Annotated in this window: 16 protein-coding genes and 1 tRNA gene; 6 read left to right on the top strand and 11 right to left on the bottom strand. The window is 67.6% G+C overall.

The genetic code is table 11. The annotated features are described in order from the left end of the window. The first annotated feature begins 137 nt into the window (after positions 1–137). Positions 138–572, top strand: coding sequence for a DUF4440 domain-containing protein (locus MF610_RS11845; protein ID WP_242196728.1), 435 nt, complete (start codon positions 138–140; stop codon positions 570–572). Between the two features lie 77 nt (positions 573–649). Continuing rightward, positions 650–1,579, top strand: coding sequence for an ROK family protein (locus MF610_RS11840; RefSeq protein WP_242196725.1), 930 nt, complete (start codon positions 650–652; stop codon positions 1,577–1,579). A 269-nt stretch (positions 1,580–1,848) separates the two neighbouring features. On the opposite strand, the gene MF610_RS11835 is transcribed toward MF610_RS11840, so the two are convergent. From MF610_RS11835 to MF610_RS11825, 3 genes are all read right to left on the bottom strand, one after another. After that, on the bottom strand, positions 1,849–2,184 hold the full coding sequence (locus tag MF610_RS11835; RefSeq protein WP_242196722.1) for a DUF3060 domain-containing protein: 336 nt from the start codon (positions 2,182–2,184) through the stop codon (positions 1,849–1,851). 74 nt (positions 2,185–2,258) lie between these two features. Beyond that, positions 2,259–3,608: an MFS transporter gene (locus tag MF610_RS11830; protein WP_242196720.1), complete on the bottom strand. Its 1,350-nt coding sequence runs from the start codon at positions 3,606–3,608 to the stop codon at positions 2,259–2,261. A 222-nt stretch (positions 3,609–3,830) separates the two neighbouring features. Beyond that, on the bottom strand, positions 3,831–5,222 hold the full coding sequence (locus tag MF610_RS11825) for a glutamate ligase domain-containing protein (protein ID WP_242196718.1): 1,392 nt from the start codon (positions 5,220–5,222) through the stop codon (positions 3,831–3,833). Between the two features lie 48 nt (positions 5,223–5,270). On the opposite strand from MF610_RS11825, the gene MF610_RS11820 reads away from it, so the two are divergent. Further along, positions 5,271–6,086 carry an LD-carboxypeptidase gene (locus MF610_RS11820; protein WP_242196715.1) on the top strand — a complete coding sequence of 272 codons (816 nt, stop codon included), beginning with the start codon at positions 5,271–5,273 and terminating at the stop codon, positions 6,084–6,086. A 150-nt stretch (positions 6,087–6,236) separates the two neighbouring features. Here the strand turns inward: MF610_RS11820 and MF610_RS11815 are convergent, their stop codons facing one another. Beyond that, positions 6,237–6,644: a hypothetical protein gene (locus tag MF610_RS11815; protein WP_242196712.1), complete on the bottom strand. Its 408-nt coding sequence runs from the start codon at positions 6,642–6,644 to the stop codon at positions 6,237–6,239. A 5-nt stretch (positions 6,645–6,649) separates the two neighbouring features. After that, positions 6,650–7,843 (bottom strand): penicillin-binding protein activator, encoded by a 1,194-nt coding sequence (locus tag MF610_RS11810; protein WP_242196709.1) that lies wholly within the window; start codon positions 7,841–7,843, stop codon positions 6,650–6,652. Between the two features lie 13 nt (positions 7,844–7,856). On the opposite strand from MF610_RS11810, the gene rsmI reads away from it, so the two are divergent. Continuing rightward, positions 7,857–8,696 carry a 16S rRNA (cytidine(1402)-2'-O)-methyltransferase gene (gene rsmI / locus MF610_RS11805; RefSeq protein WP_242197554.1) on the top strand — a complete coding sequence of 280 codons (840 nt, stop codon included), beginning with the start codon at positions 7,857–7,859 and terminating at the stop codon, positions 8,694–8,696. A 126-nt stretch (positions 8,697–8,822) separates the two neighbouring features. On the opposite strand, the gene MF610_RS11800 is transcribed toward rsmI, so the two are convergent. The 3 genes from MF610_RS11800 to MF610_RS11790 form a co-directional block, all read right to left on the bottom strand. After that, positions 8,823–9,020, bottom strand: coding sequence for a hypothetical protein (locus tag MF610_RS11800; RefSeq protein WP_242196706.1), 198 nt, complete (start codon positions 9,018–9,020; stop codon positions 8,823–8,825). Positions 9,021–9,164: 144 nt separating this feature from the next. After that, positions 9,165–9,524: a GntR family transcriptional regulator gene (locus MF610_RS11795; RefSeq protein WP_242196703.1), complete on the bottom strand. Its 360-nt coding sequence runs from the start codon at positions 9,522–9,524 to the stop codon at positions 9,165–9,167. Between the two features lie 39 nt (positions 9,525–9,563). Beyond that, complete coding sequence (locus tag MF610_RS11790; protein ID WP_242197551.1) at positions 9,564–10,139, bottom strand: nitroreductase family protein; 576 nt, start codon at positions 10,137–10,139, stop codon at positions 9,564–9,566. Between the two features lie 176 nt (positions 10,140–10,315). Here MF610_RS11790 and MF610_RS11785 point away from each other — a divergent pair, with 176 nt between their 5' ends. Both MF610_RS11785 and MF610_RS11780 read left to right on the top strand, forming a co-directional pair. Continuing rightward, complete coding sequence (locus MF610_RS11785) at positions 10,316–11,947, top strand: peptide MFS transporter (RefSeq protein ID WP_242196700.1); 1,632 nt, start codon at positions 10,316–10,318, stop codon at positions 11,945–11,947. Between the two features lie 94 nt (positions 11,948–12,041). After that, positions 12,042–12,117, top strand: a tRNA-Val gene (locus MF610_RS11780). A gap of 421 nt (positions 12,118–12,538) precedes the next feature. Here the strand turns inward: MF610_RS11780 and MF610_RS11775 are convergent. The 3 genes from MF610_RS11775 to MF610_RS11765 form a co-directional block, all read right to left on the bottom strand. After that, positions 12,539–13,459 carry a winged helix DNA-binding protein gene (locus MF610_RS11775; protein WP_242196698.1) on the bottom strand — a complete coding sequence of 307 codons (921 nt, stop codon included), beginning with the start codon at positions 13,457–13,459 and terminating at the stop codon, positions 12,539–12,541. An 80-nt stretch (positions 13,460–13,539) separates the two neighbouring features. After that, complete coding sequence (locus MF610_RS11770) at positions 13,540–15,048, bottom strand: NAD(P)(+) transhydrogenase (Re/Si-specific) subunit beta (protein ID WP_242196695.1); 1,509 nt, start codon at positions 15,046–15,048, stop codon at positions 13,540–13,542. Positions 15,049–15,053: 5 nt separating this feature from the next. After that, entirely contained in the window at positions 15,054–15,332 is a 279-nt protein-coding gene (locus tag MF610_RS11765) for an NAD(P) transhydrogenase subunit alpha part 2 (protein WP_055757824.1), read from the bottom strand. Positions 15,333–15,334: the final 2 nt, after the last annotated feature.

Here is a 15,334-nt window from a genome sequence, read left to right as displayed (position 1 = left end):
CGAGGCCGCTGTATTCGGGTCGGGTGGCTGCGCAGGAGTCCGCATCGGGTTCGCCTCCGGAAGGTCAGGCGATAGCGTCGCAGAAGATGGTTAAAGCGCGGTTAGCGTAATTTGCGGGTTTGGGAGGGGGACGGACGATGAAGATTTGGATGGGGGCGTGCGCGCTGATGACGGTGGCGGTCGGTCCGGCGGTCGCGGCGCCGACGCAGGATGCTGCGGTCGTGGCGCTGATCGACCGGTTCGATGCGGCGCGGGCGGCGTTCGATCCGGCGGCACTCGCGGCGACGCTGGCACCCGACTATGTCGAGATTTCACCGGTCGGCACGGTCGATCCGCGCGCGGCCGTGCTCGATTTCTACCAGCCGGCGCGCAAGCAGACGCCGCCGCCGATCACCGCCGACGAGCGGGCCGTACGGCTGTCCGGTCCCCTCGCCATCGTCAGCGAACGCAAGACGATGGCACTGCCCAACGGCATGATCCGGGCATTGCGCGTCGGCTATGTCGCGCGGCGCAGCGGCAATCGCTGGCAGCTGGTATCTGCGCAATACACGCCGATTCCACCGAAGCGGTAATTCCGATTTCAATTTGCGGTTTTCGACAAATCCTGCGACGCTGATACGATATTCACCGGTGACAAGGGTTTTGGGGGATGAACATGGCATTCGATCCGGCGGCGCGGGGCGGCGCCTTGCCGTTCGCGGGCATCGAACTGGGCGGCACCAAATGCGTATGCACCCTGGCCTATGGCCCGGGTGTAATCGTCGCGCAGGAAACCGTGCCGACCGAACATCCCTCGGTTACTATCCCGGCGATCGCTGCGGTGTTGCAGCGCTGGTGGGATGCCGGTGGCTTCGCCGCGCTCGGCATCGCCAGCTTCGGCCCGGTCGACCTCGACCCCGCCTCGCCGACCTGGGGCCATATCCTTGCCACGACCAAGCCCGACTGGCCGATGACCGATGTCGCGGGCGCATTGTCGGCCGCGTTCGATGTACCGAGCGCGTTCGACACCGACGTCAATGGCGCGGCGTTCGCCGAAACCCTGTGGGGCTGTGCGCAGGGGCTGGACGATTTCGCCTATGTGACGATCGGCACCGGGGTCGGCGTCGGGCTGCTGGTCAACGGCAAGCCGACGCGCGGGATCGGCCATGCCGAGCTGGGCCATTTGCGCGTACCGCGGCTGCCGATCGATACGTTGCCGAGCGGTTGCCCGTTCCATGACGACTGCGTCGAGGGGCTGGCATCGGGAACGGGGATCAAGGCGGCGCTGGGCGACGTCCATGTCTCGACGCTCGCGAACGACCATCCGGTGTGGGATCGGGTCGAGGCGGCGATCACTGCCATGTGCCATGCGATGGTGTGCACGACGGGTCCGAAGCGGATCGCGATCGGCGGCGGGGTGATGAACAAGCAGCCGCACCTGCTGGCGCGGATCGAACCGGCGCTCAGGGCGAGCATCAACGGCTATCTGCCGCTGCCGGGGTGCGACTATGTCGTCGCACCGACGCTGGGCGATCAGGCCGGACCGATGGGATCGATCGCGCTGGCGCAGGTGGCGTTGCGCGACCGGGTCGCGGCGTAACGTCCAAGAACGTCACGCCAGCGGAAGCCGGAGCCTCCCGGAGCTGGAGGTTGATCCATCTGGCCGGAACCGCCACCCCAGCGAAGGCTGGGGTCTCAGGCGGCTCTTGTCCCGTGCTACAATCGGGAGATCCCAGCCTTCGCTGGGATGACGCAGGTTGGATGCGGGTGGATCGTCGCCCCAGCGCAGGCTGGGGCCTTCCGCGGCTAGGCGCGCGCTTGATAGCGGAGGCCCCAGCCTTCGCCGGGGTGATGTCCGGGCTCAGCCGGTCAACGCGCCATCGACACCTGATTGCCCGCGCCGGCGATACTGACGCGCGGCTTGGTGCGGTCGGGGGTGCGATAGACGACGCTGTTGCTGGCACCGCGGATCGTCACCGTCGCCTTGGGCGCCAGGTCGATCCTCACGCGGTTGCCTGCCCCTTCGATCAGCAGCGCGGCGCAGCGCCCGGTCACGATCGCGGTATTGCCCGCCCCGCGGATCGTGGCGATGCTGCCACCGCAATCGATGTCCTGTCGCGCGCCTGCCCCTTCATACTGGGTCTGTGCCGACAGCGCGGCGGGCAGCGCGAGGATGGTCAGCAGGGCGAATTTGGCGACGGCCATGATATTCTCTCCGATACGGATCGGGCGCAGCCTAACCCGGTTACGCAGGCGAAACCATGGCCGTCTTCGGCCGGTCAGTGCAGGCTCTTCGCCGACGCGACGTTGCGCGTCGCGGTGCGCCCGGCAGCGATCGCGAAGCCACATAGCGCGGCATAGCACAGCGCCGGCACGACGAACGCCGGGCCGTGCCCGACCGACCCCGATACCAGCCCGACGATCAGCGGGATCACCGCCCCGCCGAAGATCGCGGTGCACAACAGGCCCGAGGTCGCCGCCTCGCTGGCGCTGGAGCGTTCCAGCGTCAGGGTGAAGATGACCGGGAACATGATCGAGTTGAACAGCCCGATCGCCAGCGCGACGAAGCCCGCCCCGACCCCGCCGACCAGCGCGACGTACAGGCACATCGCGACGGCGATACCGGTGAACAGCGCCAGCAGCTTGTGCGCCTTTACTTTCGACAGCAGCACCGATCCGATCGCGCGGCCGACCATCGCGCCCAGCCAGTAGAAGGCGACTGCCTTGCCCGCTTCCTGCAGCGACACGCCGGGGACACCGTCGCTGCCCATCGCCAGCCCCAGCAGCGGAACGCCGAACGCCGCGTCCGATGCGCCCCATACGGTGTCGCCGTTCAGGAACAGCGCCATCTGCGTCCCGATCGCGACTTCGGCACCGACATAGAGGAAGATCGCGCCCGCGCCGAGCACCGCCCAGCGCGACGAGAACGCATCGCGCAGCAGCGCGCCGGGCGATGGAATGTCGGCCGGTGCATCGGGCACGGCGGCCGACACGACCTTGCGGCTGAGGAAGAAGAAGATGGCGAGCGCGGCGATGAGCCCCGCGATCCAGAAATAGGCGCGGTCGATCCCGGCCAGCGCGCCGGCGCGCACCGCCTCGGTCAGCACCGTGCCGTCCTTTACCTCGACCCCTTCGAGGAACAGGCTGGCGCCCAGCAGCGGGCCCAGGAACGTGCCGAACGAATTGAACGTCTGGCTGAGCGTCAGGCGGAAATGGCTGAGCTTGGGATCGCCCAGCGCCGCCGCCAGCGGGTTCGCCGCGACCTGCAGGATGGTGATGCCCGCCGCGAGGATGAAGAGCCCCAACAGCACGATCGGGAATACCGCGAGGTTCGCCGCAACCAGCATGGTCAGGCAGCCGACGATCATCGTGACCAGCGCGAACAGGATCGACGGCACCGCCTTCAACCGGCCGAGCAGGATCGCGGCAGGCATCGAGATCAGGCCATAGGCGAGGAAGAACGCCGACGCGGCGAACTGCGCCTCGAAATCGGTCAGGGTGAAGATGCCCTTCACCGCCGCGACCAGCGGATCGATCAGCGAGGTGATGAACCCCCACGCAAAGAACAGCGTGGTGACGGCGGCGAATGCCAGCCCGGTGGTGGCGGAACCCGCCCGTGTCTGTGCCAAAGCGGCCTCCCCTTGATCGGCTTTGTCGGACTAATTCGTCTATTTACTTACGATATTCGTCCGCTCGCCGAGCGGGGCAAGGATGTCAAGAAATTGGTAGGGATTGGGCGTCCCGCGCCCTTCGTCACCCCAGCGCAGGCTGGGGTCTCCTGCGGCAAGGCGCGCGCTTTGTAACAGGGAGACCCCAGACTCCGCTGGGGTGACGGGAGTGGTTGCGGCAGATCAGGCCAGCCGCGCCACCATCCCCGCCGCCAGTTCCGACAGCGTATCGTCGCGCGCGCCCATCACCACGATGCGATCCCCCGCCCGCGCCTGTTCGAGCAGCGACGCCACCGCATCCGCGCGATCGGCGATGTGGCGCGCCGGCGCGCCACGTGCGGTCAGGTCGGCGACGATATCGGCGCTGGTCACCTCGCGCGCGACGGTCCCGCCGCGATAGACCGGATCGGGCAGCACCAGCAGGTCGTCCGCCGCCAGCCGCTCGGCGAACATCGCCACCAGCTCGCGGCGCATGACCTTCAGCGGACCATAGCCGTGCGGCTGGAACAGCAGCAGCAGCCGGCCGGGCTGGCTGCGCAGCGTGGCGATGGTCGCGGCGATCTTGTCCGGGTTGTGGCCGAAATCGTCGATCACCGACACGCCGCCCGCCTGTCCGACCAGTTCGAACCGGCGCTTGAGCCCCGAAAAGCCGGCGATCGCGCGCACCGCGTCGGCGACCGGTACCCCGGTGGCGATCGCCGCACCGATCGCCGCCAGCGCGTTGGCGACATTGTGCCGCCCCGGCACCGCCAGCCGCACGGCATGGACCTCACCGCCGATCACCAGCTCGAACCGGCTGGCAAAGGCGTCGAGGTCGAGCGCGCGTGCTACCAGATCGGCGTCGCCCTCGACTGCAAAGGTGGTGCGCTTGTCCGCCGCGATCGTTGCGGCCAGCGCCGCCGCCTCGGCATCGCCGACATTGACGACCACCCGCCCCGCCCGTGCCGCGAAACCGCCGAACAGTGCGCGCAGTTCGTCGAGCGACTTGTGGTCGAGGCTGACATTGTTGAGCACCGCGACCTGCGGGTCATAGAATGCGATCGACCCGTCGCTCTCGTCGACTTCGCTGACGAACGCGTCGCCCTGCCCGACCAGCGCGCTGGCGAAGGGGCGGTCGGGGCCTGCGAAATCCTTCATTACCGCGCCGTTCATCACCGTCGGATCGCGGCCGAGCGTGTGGAGGATATAACCGATCATGCCGGTGACGGTCGACTTGCCGCTGGTCCCGGCAACGCCGATCGACAGCGGTGCGGCGTTGAACAGTTCGGCGAGCAGCTCGGCCCGGCCCATTCGCTTCGCACCCACCGCCTTCGCCGCGACGATATCGGTGACGGTCGATTCGATCGCGGCGGAGGCGACGACGATCTGCTCGCCCGACACGATGCCGCTGCCGTCTTGGGGGAACAGCGCGATGCCGAGCGCGCGGAGCGCGTCGAACTTGGCGGGCAGGCTCGCCTGATCGAGGCTGCGATCGGAGCCGGCGACGGTCGCGCCGCGCCCGGCGAGGATCATGGCCAAGGGCATCATGCCCGACCCGCCGATCCCGACGAGGAAGAAGGATTTGCCGTACAGCATCGCGTGGCGCTATCGGGGTTGGTCCGGAGTGGCAAGCGGGGTTGCGTGATGCGTATCGGCGTGGTGGCGCCCGCACGGCGGGTGGATGAGGATCAGATGGCCCGGACACAGGGCTATGCCGCGCTCACCTATCCCGCGGTCGATCTGGTGGTGCATCCGCAATGTTTCCTCGACGTCGGCCATTTCGCCGGCACCGACGAACAGCGTGCCGCCGCTTTCCTCGAATTCGCCAACGATCCCGGATTCGATGCGATCTGGTTTGCGCGCGGCGGATACGGGTCGAACCGTATCCTCGACACGGTGATGCCGCAGCTGAACCGCGCGGCGGCGGCGAAAAGCTATCTCGGCTTTTCCGACATGGGGTTTCTGCTGGCGGCACTGTACGCCCGGCGGATCGGGCGGCCGATCCATGGGCCGATGGCGGCGCAGGTCGGCAAGGCCGGCGGCACCAACAGCGCGGCGCGCGCGCTCGCATGGCTGGTCAACCGCGACCGCACGATGCTGGCGCCCGAACTGGACGGGCGGCCCACCGTCGCGTTCAACCTCGTCATCCTGTGCGCGCTGATCGGTACGCCGTGGCTGCCCGACCTGACCGACCATGTCGTGATCGTCGAGGAGGTCGGCGAAGATTTGTACCGCATCGACCGGCTGCTGTGGCAGCTGAGCGAGGCGACGCAGCTGAAGGGGATCGCTGGTATCCGGCTGGGCGCGGTGACCGATCGCCATCCCGACGACACCGGCTTCGGCGAGACCGAGGAACAGATCGTCACCCGCTGGGCCAAGGCGATGGCCGTGCCGTATCTGGGCCGGGCGCATGTCGGGCATTATGCCGATAACATGGTGGTGCCGTTCGGGGTGGCGTGAGGCTTCGTGCCCATTGGCGCTTGGTCCATCCCGCCACGAGCGTCGCCCCAGCGAAGGCTGGGGCCTCGAGCGGCTCTTGTCCCGTGCCATAACTGGAAGATCCCAGCCTTCGCTGGGATGACGTCAGGTGCAAACGGGAAGGATCAGGGTCTAACCTTCGGCACGTTCGGCTATCATCGTCGCGCGAACGGCCTCACATTCGAAGCTGATCGTGCCATAAGCCCAGTCCATCGTCATTCGGTGACGCGGAGGCAGGCCTCGATCAGCGCCCGGCAACGTGTTGATCGCCAGTGAATGGATACCCCCAAGATCGGGCAGCTCGTCGCGCGGATACTCCGCCGGCACAAAATGCGCGAATCTCAGCGGCATATCCAACTTCTGAATGCCGGCGAACGACAGGATGAAATAGCCAAACTCTTCCCCGGCGGTTCGGGGCACCGCGCCAGATATGTCCGCCAACATCACCAGATCGATGCCGGCCGATGTCAGCCGTATCTCTATAAGACTGGCGTCTTCCCACGCAATTCTGTCGAGCGCCTCGGCGGGAAGCTCGTCCAACGCCCCTACTCCCCGAACGTCCGCGGCGCAGGGCTGACCGTCGCGGCACCCCCGGCGCGCACCTCCTGCACCTCCAGCGCGCGCTCGGCCACGCCGTCGCGGCCGAAGCGGAACGCGCCGTCGAGGCCTGCAAACCCGTCCTCGGCGCGCAGCCGGCTTTCGGGGAAGTCGCGGCCGATCGTCCAGTCACGCGCGATGCGGACGGTCAGCAACACCGAATCATAGCCGAGGCTCGACAGCCGGTACGGCGCGGCGTTGAAGCGCGCGCGGTACTTGGTCGCGAACTGGCGGTAGAGCGTGTTCGACACGCTGGCATACCATGCACCGTTCAGCGCCGGCATCGTGCCCAGCGCGGTTTCGGTGTTCCACAGCTCGGTGCCCAACACCTTGGCCGATCGGCTGGGCGTCTTGCGGATCGCGGGCACCGCCAGTGCCGCCTGCCCCGCCTGATCGGCGATCAGCACCGCTTCATAGGGCGAGTTCTTCGACAGCCGCGTCACCGCTGCCGCGATCCCGCCGCGCGGATACGTCTGGAGCGAGACGACCCGCCCGCCCGCCTGCTCGACCGCGCGCAAGAAGCTGGTCGAGGCGCGCTGGCCATAGACGCCGGCGGGGACCAGTCCGGCGAACTGGGTCATGCCGCTGCTGCGGGCATAGCCGACGACGCGGTCGATCGACTGCGCCGGGGTATAGCCCAGCAGCCAGGCGCCGTTGCCCGCGACCGACACGTCGTTCGAATAGCTGATGACCGGCACCTTCGCCCCGCGCGCGATCGGCGCGACCGCGCGGACATCGTCGGCGAGCAAGGGCCCCAGGATCAGGCGGTTGCCTTCCGCGATCGCACGCTGCGCGGCGGCGGCGGCACCCAATGCCGTGTCATAGGTGGTGATTCGCACCCGCTCGCTGCGCGTGTCGAGCAGTGCCAGCTGCGTCGCATTGGCGATCGACCGCCCGACGCCGCCATTGGGACCGGTCAACGGCACGAGCAGCGCGACGCGGTGGCGCTGGGTATCTTCGGGGATGCCGCCGGTGACGACCGGGGGCCGGGTCGGCTGCGGGCGGGTGGTCGTCGGCGGTGCCTGTTCGACCGGCCCCTTGGGCACCAGCGTGGTGCACCCTGCCAGCAACGCCGCCCCGATCAGCGCCGTGGCGCGCGCGATGTGATGCCGCCATTGCCGTGGCGCTATCGTGTCTGCCATGGACCTACCCCTGATGACCGAAAAACTCGAACCCGGCCTCTACATCGTCGCGACCCCCATCGGCAATCTCGCAGACCTAAGTCCGCGCGCCGCCGATATTTTATCGCGTGCCGACATTATCGCGGTGGAGGACAGCCGGGTCACCGCCGGGCTGCTGCGCCATATCGGCGTCAAGCGGCCGATGCTCCCCTATCACGACCATAATGCCGAAGGGATGCGCCCCGGCCTGATCGCGCGAATGGCATCCGAAGCGGTGGCGTTGGTGTCGGACGCGGGCACGCCGCTGATTTCCGATCCGGGCTACAAGCTGGTGCGCGACGCGCGCGCGGCGGGCCATGCGGTAGTGACGATCCCCGGCCCCTGCGCGGCGGTCGCGGCGCTGACGCTGGCCGGGCTACCGACCGACCGGTTCCTGTTCGCCGGCTTCCTGCCGCCCAAGGCGCATGCCCGCGCCGAATCGATCGCCGAGATCGCCGCGATCCGCGCGACGCTGGTCTTCTACGAAAGCGGGCCGCGGCTGTCGGCGACGCTCGCCGCGCTGGCCGAGGGGCTGGGCGACCGCGAGGCGGGGGTGGCGCGCGAGATCACCAAGCGGTTCGAGGAATGCGTTACGGGTACGTTGTCGGTGCTGGCGGAACGCTACGCCGATGCGCCGCCCAGGGGTGAGATCGTGATCGTTGTCGCCCCCCCCGGCGCCCCGCCCCCCGCCACCGCCGACGATGCCGATGCGGCGCTGCGCGAGGCGCTGACCCGCCTGCCCGTGTCGAAGGCGGCGGGCGAAGTGGCGAAGGCACTGGGGCTGGACCGGCGCGAGTTGTACGCGCGGGCGATGGCGATGAAGGGGGCAGATTAAGCGAGTTCCACACGTCGCCCCAGCGTAGGCCGGGATCTCCCGGTAGTGGAGTACTCGCCCAGCCGCAGGAGGCCCCAGCCTCCGCTGGGGCGACGTCGAACTAACTCGCGGTGAACTAACCGGCGGTTACGCCGCGATATCCCGCAGCTTCGTTAACTGCGTCGGCCGCACCGCGTGGTTGATCGGCAGCGTATCGCCGCAGCACGCGCATTCGGCGATGATCCGGCCCACGAACCATTGCGACGCCCCGCAGCTCGGACAGCTGTTGCGACCGTGCAGCGCATAGAGCGGCACGCGCGTCGGCATCGATACGGTTCGTTCCATGGCATTCTCCCTGTCGGCAAGGGAACGCCACCACCGCGCCACGGTTCCGTTGTGAAGGGTGTCGAGAAGGGAACGGTACGACATGGTTCCGGACGATCGGCAATATTGGACGATGCCCGGCACCGGTTCACCGCAACGTACCGGTCAGGCGGGGGCGCGTTCGTCCAACAGCGTATGCGCGTCAAGCCCCAGCAGGTCGATATGCGCGCGAATCCGTGGCCAATGGCCGGTCAGGAACCGCTCGCGCTCGGCGATGCGCAACCGCTCGATCGCGCCGGGCAGCACGAACATGCCGACCCCGCGCCGGACCTCGACATAATCGTCGTCCTGGAACGTCTGATACGCCTTCGCCACGGTCAGCGGGTTGGCGCCATGTTCGGCGGCGAACGCGCGCACCGAGGGCAACTGGTCCCCGGCACGATAGTCGCCGCGCAGGATCGCGGCGGCGATCAGCGCGCGCAGGCGGAGGTAGACGGGCGTGTCTTCATGGTCGATCGCTGTCATGCTGACTTAATACAGCAACGGGCGAAAAAGTCTACCATATCACCCGACCCAACGCGTACCGACCCGCGCCAGTTCGGGACGCGGCCGTTCGTCAAGCGGACGGCCGGGCGAACCGAGAAACACGAACCCGGCGATGCGCTCGGTGGGGCCACCGAACGCGTCGCGCACGGTGTCGCTGAACGCCGCCCATCCGGTCAGCCAGCTGCCGACATAGCCCATCGCATGCGCGGCATGGAGCAGGTTCATCGTCGCCGCCCCCGCCGACAATTCCTGTTCCCAGCGCGGGATATGGCTGTCGACCGGCGACGACAGCACGACGACCAGCGCCTCGCCCTCTGCCGCGAAGCGATCGCACGCTTCCAGCTGCGCGGTCGTCGCCTGTGGGTTCTCGGCGGTAAAGGCCGTGCGCAGCAACGCCCCGAACGCGGCGCGACGATCGCCCGGCACCACCACGAACCGCCACGGCGCCAGCTTGCCATGGTCGGGAGTACGCGCGGCGATGGCGATCATCGCGTCCAGTTCGTCATCGGTCGGCCCGGGTGCCACCATGTCGCGCGGCTTGCCCGAACGGCGGGTACGAAGGTGGCTGAGCAGCGAGGAGCGGTCGTTGAAGATCATGGCCGCGATGTAGGCGCCACCAGCCCGCCCGCCAAGCACGCGCGCAACGCCATCGTCACAATCGCAACAATCCCGCTTGGCATCGCGATTTTCGCCGTTAGGCTCACCGTCATTCGCGTGCCCCGCCCGTAAGAGGCGACGGGCGCGCCAGTTTTTTCCTGGGGGATGCATCCTTGTTCGGCCTACCCATCATTCCATCGATCGCGGCGGGGTTCCTGATCCTGTTGCTGGTGCTGGGCGGCGTCGCCGCCGCGAGCAAAGGCGACGAATTCGCCGGCCATCCCAAGGGGCTGTACGTCCTGTTCTTTGCCGAGATGTGGGAGCGCTTCTCCTATTACGGCATGCGCGCGCTGCTGATCTTCTACCTCACCAAGCACTGGCTGTTCGGCGACGGGGAATCCAACCTGATCTACGGCGCCTACACCTCGCTGGTGTACATCACGCCGGTGCTGGGCGGCTATCTCGCCGATCGCTATCTGGGTCAGCGCAAAGCGGTGCTGTTCGGCGCGGTGATCCTGACCATCGGCCACCTGCTGATGGCGTTCGAAGGGCAGACCGGCGTCACCGACCCGCTGCTCAAACAGGCCGATCCGGCGATCAACATCTTCTGGGCCGCGCTCGCCTGCATCATCGTCGGGTCGGGCTTCCTGAAGGCCAACATCTCGGTGATCGTCGGACAGCTCTACAGCCGTACCGACCTGCGTCGCGACGGCGCCTACACCATCTTCTATGTCGGCATTAACGTCGGCGCGGCGCTGGGCGTGATCTTTGCCGGGTTCCTCGGCGAAACCTATGGCTGGTCCTACGGCTTCGGTGCGGCCGGGTTCGGCATGCTGCTGGGCCTGATCGTGTTCGTGCTGGGCAAGCCGTTGCTGAAGGGCCAGGGCGAGGCTCCGCGCCCTCTGTCGAAGGGCACCGAATGGGGGCTGTACGGCCTCGGCGTGGCGTCGATCGGCGTGATCTGGGCGCTGATCCAGTATCAGTCGGTGATCGAGACGCTGCTGATCATCTCCGGCGTGGCGCTGCTCGCCTATGTCCTGTTCGAATCGTTCAAGCTGCCCAAGGAACCGCGCGAGCGGATGTTCGCCATCCTGTTCCTGATCGCGCTGAACCCGGTGTTCTGGGGGCTGTTCGAACAGGCGGGCGGGTCGCTCAACCTCTATACCGACCGCTTCGTCGATCGCGGCGGCGTGCCGGCATCGCTGTTCCAGTCGATCAACGCGATCTACATCGTGCTGCTCGGCCCGATCTTCGCGGCATTGTGGGTGGCGCTGGCCAAGCGCAACGTCGAACCCTCGGCCCCGGCCAAGTTCGCGCTGGCGCTGTTGCAGGTCGGTTTCTCGTTCCTGGTGTTCGTCTGGGGCGCCCGCACCGTCGGCCCGGAAATCGCGACGCCGGTGCTGTTCGTCTTCCTGATCTATTTCTTCCAGACGACCGGCGAACTCTGCCTGTCTCCGGTGGGGTTGTCGGCGATGAACCGGCTGGCGCCGAAACACCTCGCCAGCCTGATCATGGGCGCGTGGTTTTACATGACCGCGGTCGGCAATTTCGTCGCGGGCAAGATCGGCGAGGCGACCGGCGGCCATGACGGCGAAATGACCAAGGAAGGCACGCTGTCGGTCTATAACAGCATCGGGTGGTGGACGATCGGCATCGGCTTGGTCGTGCTGCTGCTCTCGCCGATCGTGAAGCGGTGGATGCACCTCGACACGCTGGGCGACGACACCGACCACAGCCTCGCCGGGCAGGGCGCGATCGGCGAGCCGAAGGCGGCGGGCGTCGATGTGTGGAAGGAAGAGAAGTAAGACGGCGCATGTCGGGCGACGACGATCGCCCGACATGCAAATCCCTGTTGCAACCGCGGCAAACCACGGTATGCCGCACCTCTCCCGGTGACGGGGGCGCTTAGCTCAGTTGGTAGAGCATCTCGTTTACACCGAGAGGGTCGGCGGTTCGAGCCCGTCAGCGCCCACCACCGCGCAGCGCGACGAGGTGCTGCCAAGGCAGCACACGACAGCGCAAGCGCGGCCAGCGGGTCGAAGCCATGCCACAAGGCGTGGCTTCGCCACGACTGACGGCAGGGCGGGCGCGGGACGTCGGTTTCGAGCGTTCGTCGGCTCGCGGCGAATGGTGGTGCGTCATCACCGGGATGCCCCAGCCTTTGCTGGGGCGACGTGTGTGGCGAAAGGGATGCGGGCATATCCCGCCAGCCCGCAAGGTGGCGGAATCACCGCTCCAAACGTCATCCCAGCGAAGGCTGGGATCTCTCGGTAAAACCACGCGACGACCGCCGCGCGGCCACCGTCACCCCGGACTTGATCCGGGGTCCCGCTTCTAACTGTGGTCGAGAAGAAGCGGGACCCCGGGCAAAGCCCGGGGTGACGAGAAGCGCCCCCCTACGCCCAGCCCAACCCGGCCTTCGCCACCGCCTGCCCATAGCCCTGCATCCCCGCCACCCCGCGCGCGGTCAGCACGATGAACGCACGGCGCCGGTCGCTCGGGTCCTCGCGCCGCATCAGCAGCCCTGCATCGGTCAGCGTCGTGATCCAGCGCAGCGCGGTGGTCGGCGGCACGGCGGCGGCGATGCACAGGCTCGACACCGACACGCTGCTCCCCTCCAGCCGCGCGGCGAACAGGTCGAGCAGCATGTCCCATGCCGGATCGGCGAACAGGTCGCCGGGCACGAACTGGTCGCGCATCCGCCGCGCGCGGATCGCGCCGCGCACGGTCGCGGCGGAAATCTCGACCGGAGCGGCATCGTCGGCGGGCGGCGCGGCGAAGTCGGACGAGCGGTCGCGGACGCCGTCGCTCGCCCCGTCGCGGCTGAGCTTGAGCAACGCCTCGGCGATCCGCGCGACCTCGGCGTTCAGCCGTCGCAGCCGTTCGGCATCGCGTTCGACCGCCTGCACGCCGTTGCCGAGTGCGCCGCCGACCATGATCGCTGCCACCCGCTCCTCGGGTCCCGCCTCGCACAACAGGGTCGCAGGGCCGCCCAACAGGTGCAGCGTGACCACGTCCAGCGCGTCGAGCGGGAAGCCGACCACCAGCAGCGCCCGGTCGCGCGTCGCGCGCTCGGCCAATAGCGGCAGCGCGACGTCGAGCACGTCCAACGCCACCCCCGCCGCTTCGACCACCAGCACATCGGCATGCGGCAATGCGTCCAGCGCCGCCGCCAGCCCGGCGAAACCGATGCTATCGCCCACCGCCACCCCGGCGGCACGTGCCGCCGTCACGGCATCCTCGCGCGCGATCATGTCATCGGCGACGATCAGCGCCCGCCGCGTCGCCTGTCGGTCGAAACCCTCGAACTCCGTCAACCTGTCCCCCTTCCGTCCGGACCGTACCGTATACGACCCGTCGTAGGGCGGACGGATGGCGATGGCGAGCCCCGTGGGGCTCAGTCCATCGCCTTCACGATCTCCTCGACCATCTTCTTCGCATCCGCGAGCAGCATCATCGTGTTGTCGCGGTAGAAGACTTCGTTATCGACCCCGGCATAGCCGACGCCGCCCATCGACCGCTTGATGAACAGCACCGTCTTGGCCTTTTCGACGTCGAGGACGGGCATGCCGTAGATCGGCGAGGTCTTGTCGGTCTTCGCCGCCGGGTTGGTCACGTCGTTGGCACCGATGACAAAGGCGACGTCGGTCTGCGCGAACTCGCTGTTGATATCCTCCAGCTCGAACACGTCGTCATAGGGCACGTTCGCCTCGGCCAGCAGCACGTTCATATGCCCCGGCATCCGCCCCGCGACCGGGTGGATCGCATATTTCACGCGGACGCCATGCTCCTTCAGCTTGTCACCCATCTCGCGCAGCGCGTGCTGCGCCTGCGCCACCGCCATGCCGTATCCGGGGACGATGATGACCTGTTCGGCCTGTTGCATCAGGAACGCGGCGTCCTCGGCCGAACCGCGCTTCCACGGCCGGTCGGTTGCCGCCGCCCCGCCCCCGCCGCTGTCGGTCGCACCGAACCCGCCGGCGATCACGCTGATGAAGCTGCGGTTCATCGCGCGGCACATGATGTAGCTGAGGATCGCGCCCGACGACCCGACCAGCGCGCCGGTGACGATCATCGCGGTGTTGCCGAGCGTGAAGCCCATCGCGGCGGCGGCCCATCCCGAATAGCTGTTGAGCATCGACACCACGACCGGCATGTCCGCCCCGCCGATCGGGATGATCAGCAGGAACCCGATCGCGAACGAAAGCACGACGACCGCCCAGAACGGCCAGCCTTCCTGCCCATGCGCGAACTGCGCGACGAGGAACAGGATCGCCGCCAGCGTGGCGAGGTTGATGACATGGCGGCCGGGCAGCAGGATCGGCTTGCCCGACATCGACCCATTGAGCTTCAGGAAGGCGATGACCGATCCCGAAAAGGTGATCGCACCGATCGCGACGCCCAGCCCCATTTCGACCTTGCTGACCGGATTGATGACCGCGAACGGCTGCCCGATCATCGGGATCACCATCGACGAAATGCCGAACGCCTGCGGGTTCAGATACGCCGCGACCCCGACCAGCACCGCCGCCAAGCCGACCAGCGAGTGGAACGCAGCGACCAGCTGCGGCATCGCCGTCATCGCGATGCGCTTGGCGGTGGTCAGGCCGATGACCGCGCCGATGGCGATCGCGGCAAGGATTTCGGCGAAGGTGACGCTGTCGATCAGCGTCAGTTGCATCCAGTAAGTATAGTCAGCGGCTGGAGCGAATACAGTCACCTCCTGCAGCGGCAGATGGGTGAAGATCGTGGTCAGCACCGCGATCCCCATGCCGACCATGCCCAGCCGATTGCCCCGTCGGCTGGTGGCGGGCGACGACAGCCCGCGCAGCGCGAGGATGAAGCACACCCCCGCGATCAGATAGGCGAGCGCGACCCATGGATTGACCGGTGCGGCCTCGTGCATCCCCCTCACCCCTTCTTCTTGTACATGGCGAGCATGCGTTCGGTGACGGCGAACCCGCCAAAGATGTTGATGCTGGCCAGTACCACGCCCAGCAGCCCCAGCCACTTCGCCCCCGGCACACCCGCCGCGGCGGCGGCAATCAGCGCACCGACGATAATGACCGAGGAGATGGCATTGGTCACCGCCATCAACGGCGTATGCAGCGCCGGCGTCACCGACCACACGACATAATAGCCGACGAAGCAGGCGAGGACGAAGATCGACAGGATCGAGAGGAAGTCCATCG

This window comes from Sphingomonas hankookensis (assembly GCF_022664465.1).
In the GTDB taxonomy this organism is placed as follows: Bacteria; Pseudomonadota; Alphaproteobacteria; order Sphingomonadales; family Sphingomonadaceae; genus Sphingomonas; species Sphingomonas hankookensis.
This window is presented reverse-complemented; position numbering and strand designations above follow the sequence as displayed.

Coding starts and splice junctions, on each gene's coding strand:
- MF610_RS11810 (WP_242196709.1), bottom strand. CDS start 7,843: ATGGCAGACACGATAGCGCCACGGCAATGGCGGCATCACATCGCGCGC.
- rsmI (WP_242197554.1), top strand. CDS start 7,857: ATGACCGAAAAACTCGAACCCGGCCTCTACATCGTCGCGACCCCCATC.
- MF610_RS11825 (WP_242196718.1), bottom strand. CDS start 5,222: ATGCTGTACGGCAAATCCTTCTTCCTCGTCGGGATCGGCGGGTCGGGC.
- MF610_RS11800 (WP_242196706.1), bottom strand. CDS start 9,020: ATGGAACGAACCGTATCGATGCCGACGCGCGTGCCGCTCTATGCGCTG.
- MF610_RS11765 (WP_055757824.1), bottom strand. CDS start 15,332: ATGGACTTCCTCTCGATCCTGTCGATCTTCGTCCTCGCCTGCTTCGTC.
- MF610_RS11835 (WP_242196722.1), bottom strand. CDS start 2,184: ATGGCCGTCGCCAAATTCGCCCTGCTGACCATCCTCGCGCTGCCCGCC.
- MF610_RS11820 (WP_242196715.1), top strand. CDS start 5,271: ATGCGTATCGGCGTGGTGGCGCCCGCACGGCGGGTGGATGAGGATCAG.
- MF610_RS11770 (WP_242196695.1), bottom strand. CDS start 15,048: ATGCACGAGGCCGCACCGGTCAATCCATGGGTCGCGCTCGCCTATCTG.
- MF610_RS11840 (WP_242196725.1), top strand. CDS start 650: ATGAACATGGCATTCGATCCGGCGGCGCGGGGCGGCGCCTTGCCGTTC.
- MF610_RS11845 (WP_242196728.1), top strand. CDS start 138: ATGAAGATTTGGATGGGGGCGTGCGCGCTGATGACGGTGGCGGTCGGT.
- MF610_RS11795 (WP_242196703.1), bottom strand. CDS start 9,524: ATGACAGCGATCGACCATGAAGACACGCCCGTCTACCTCCGCCTGCGC.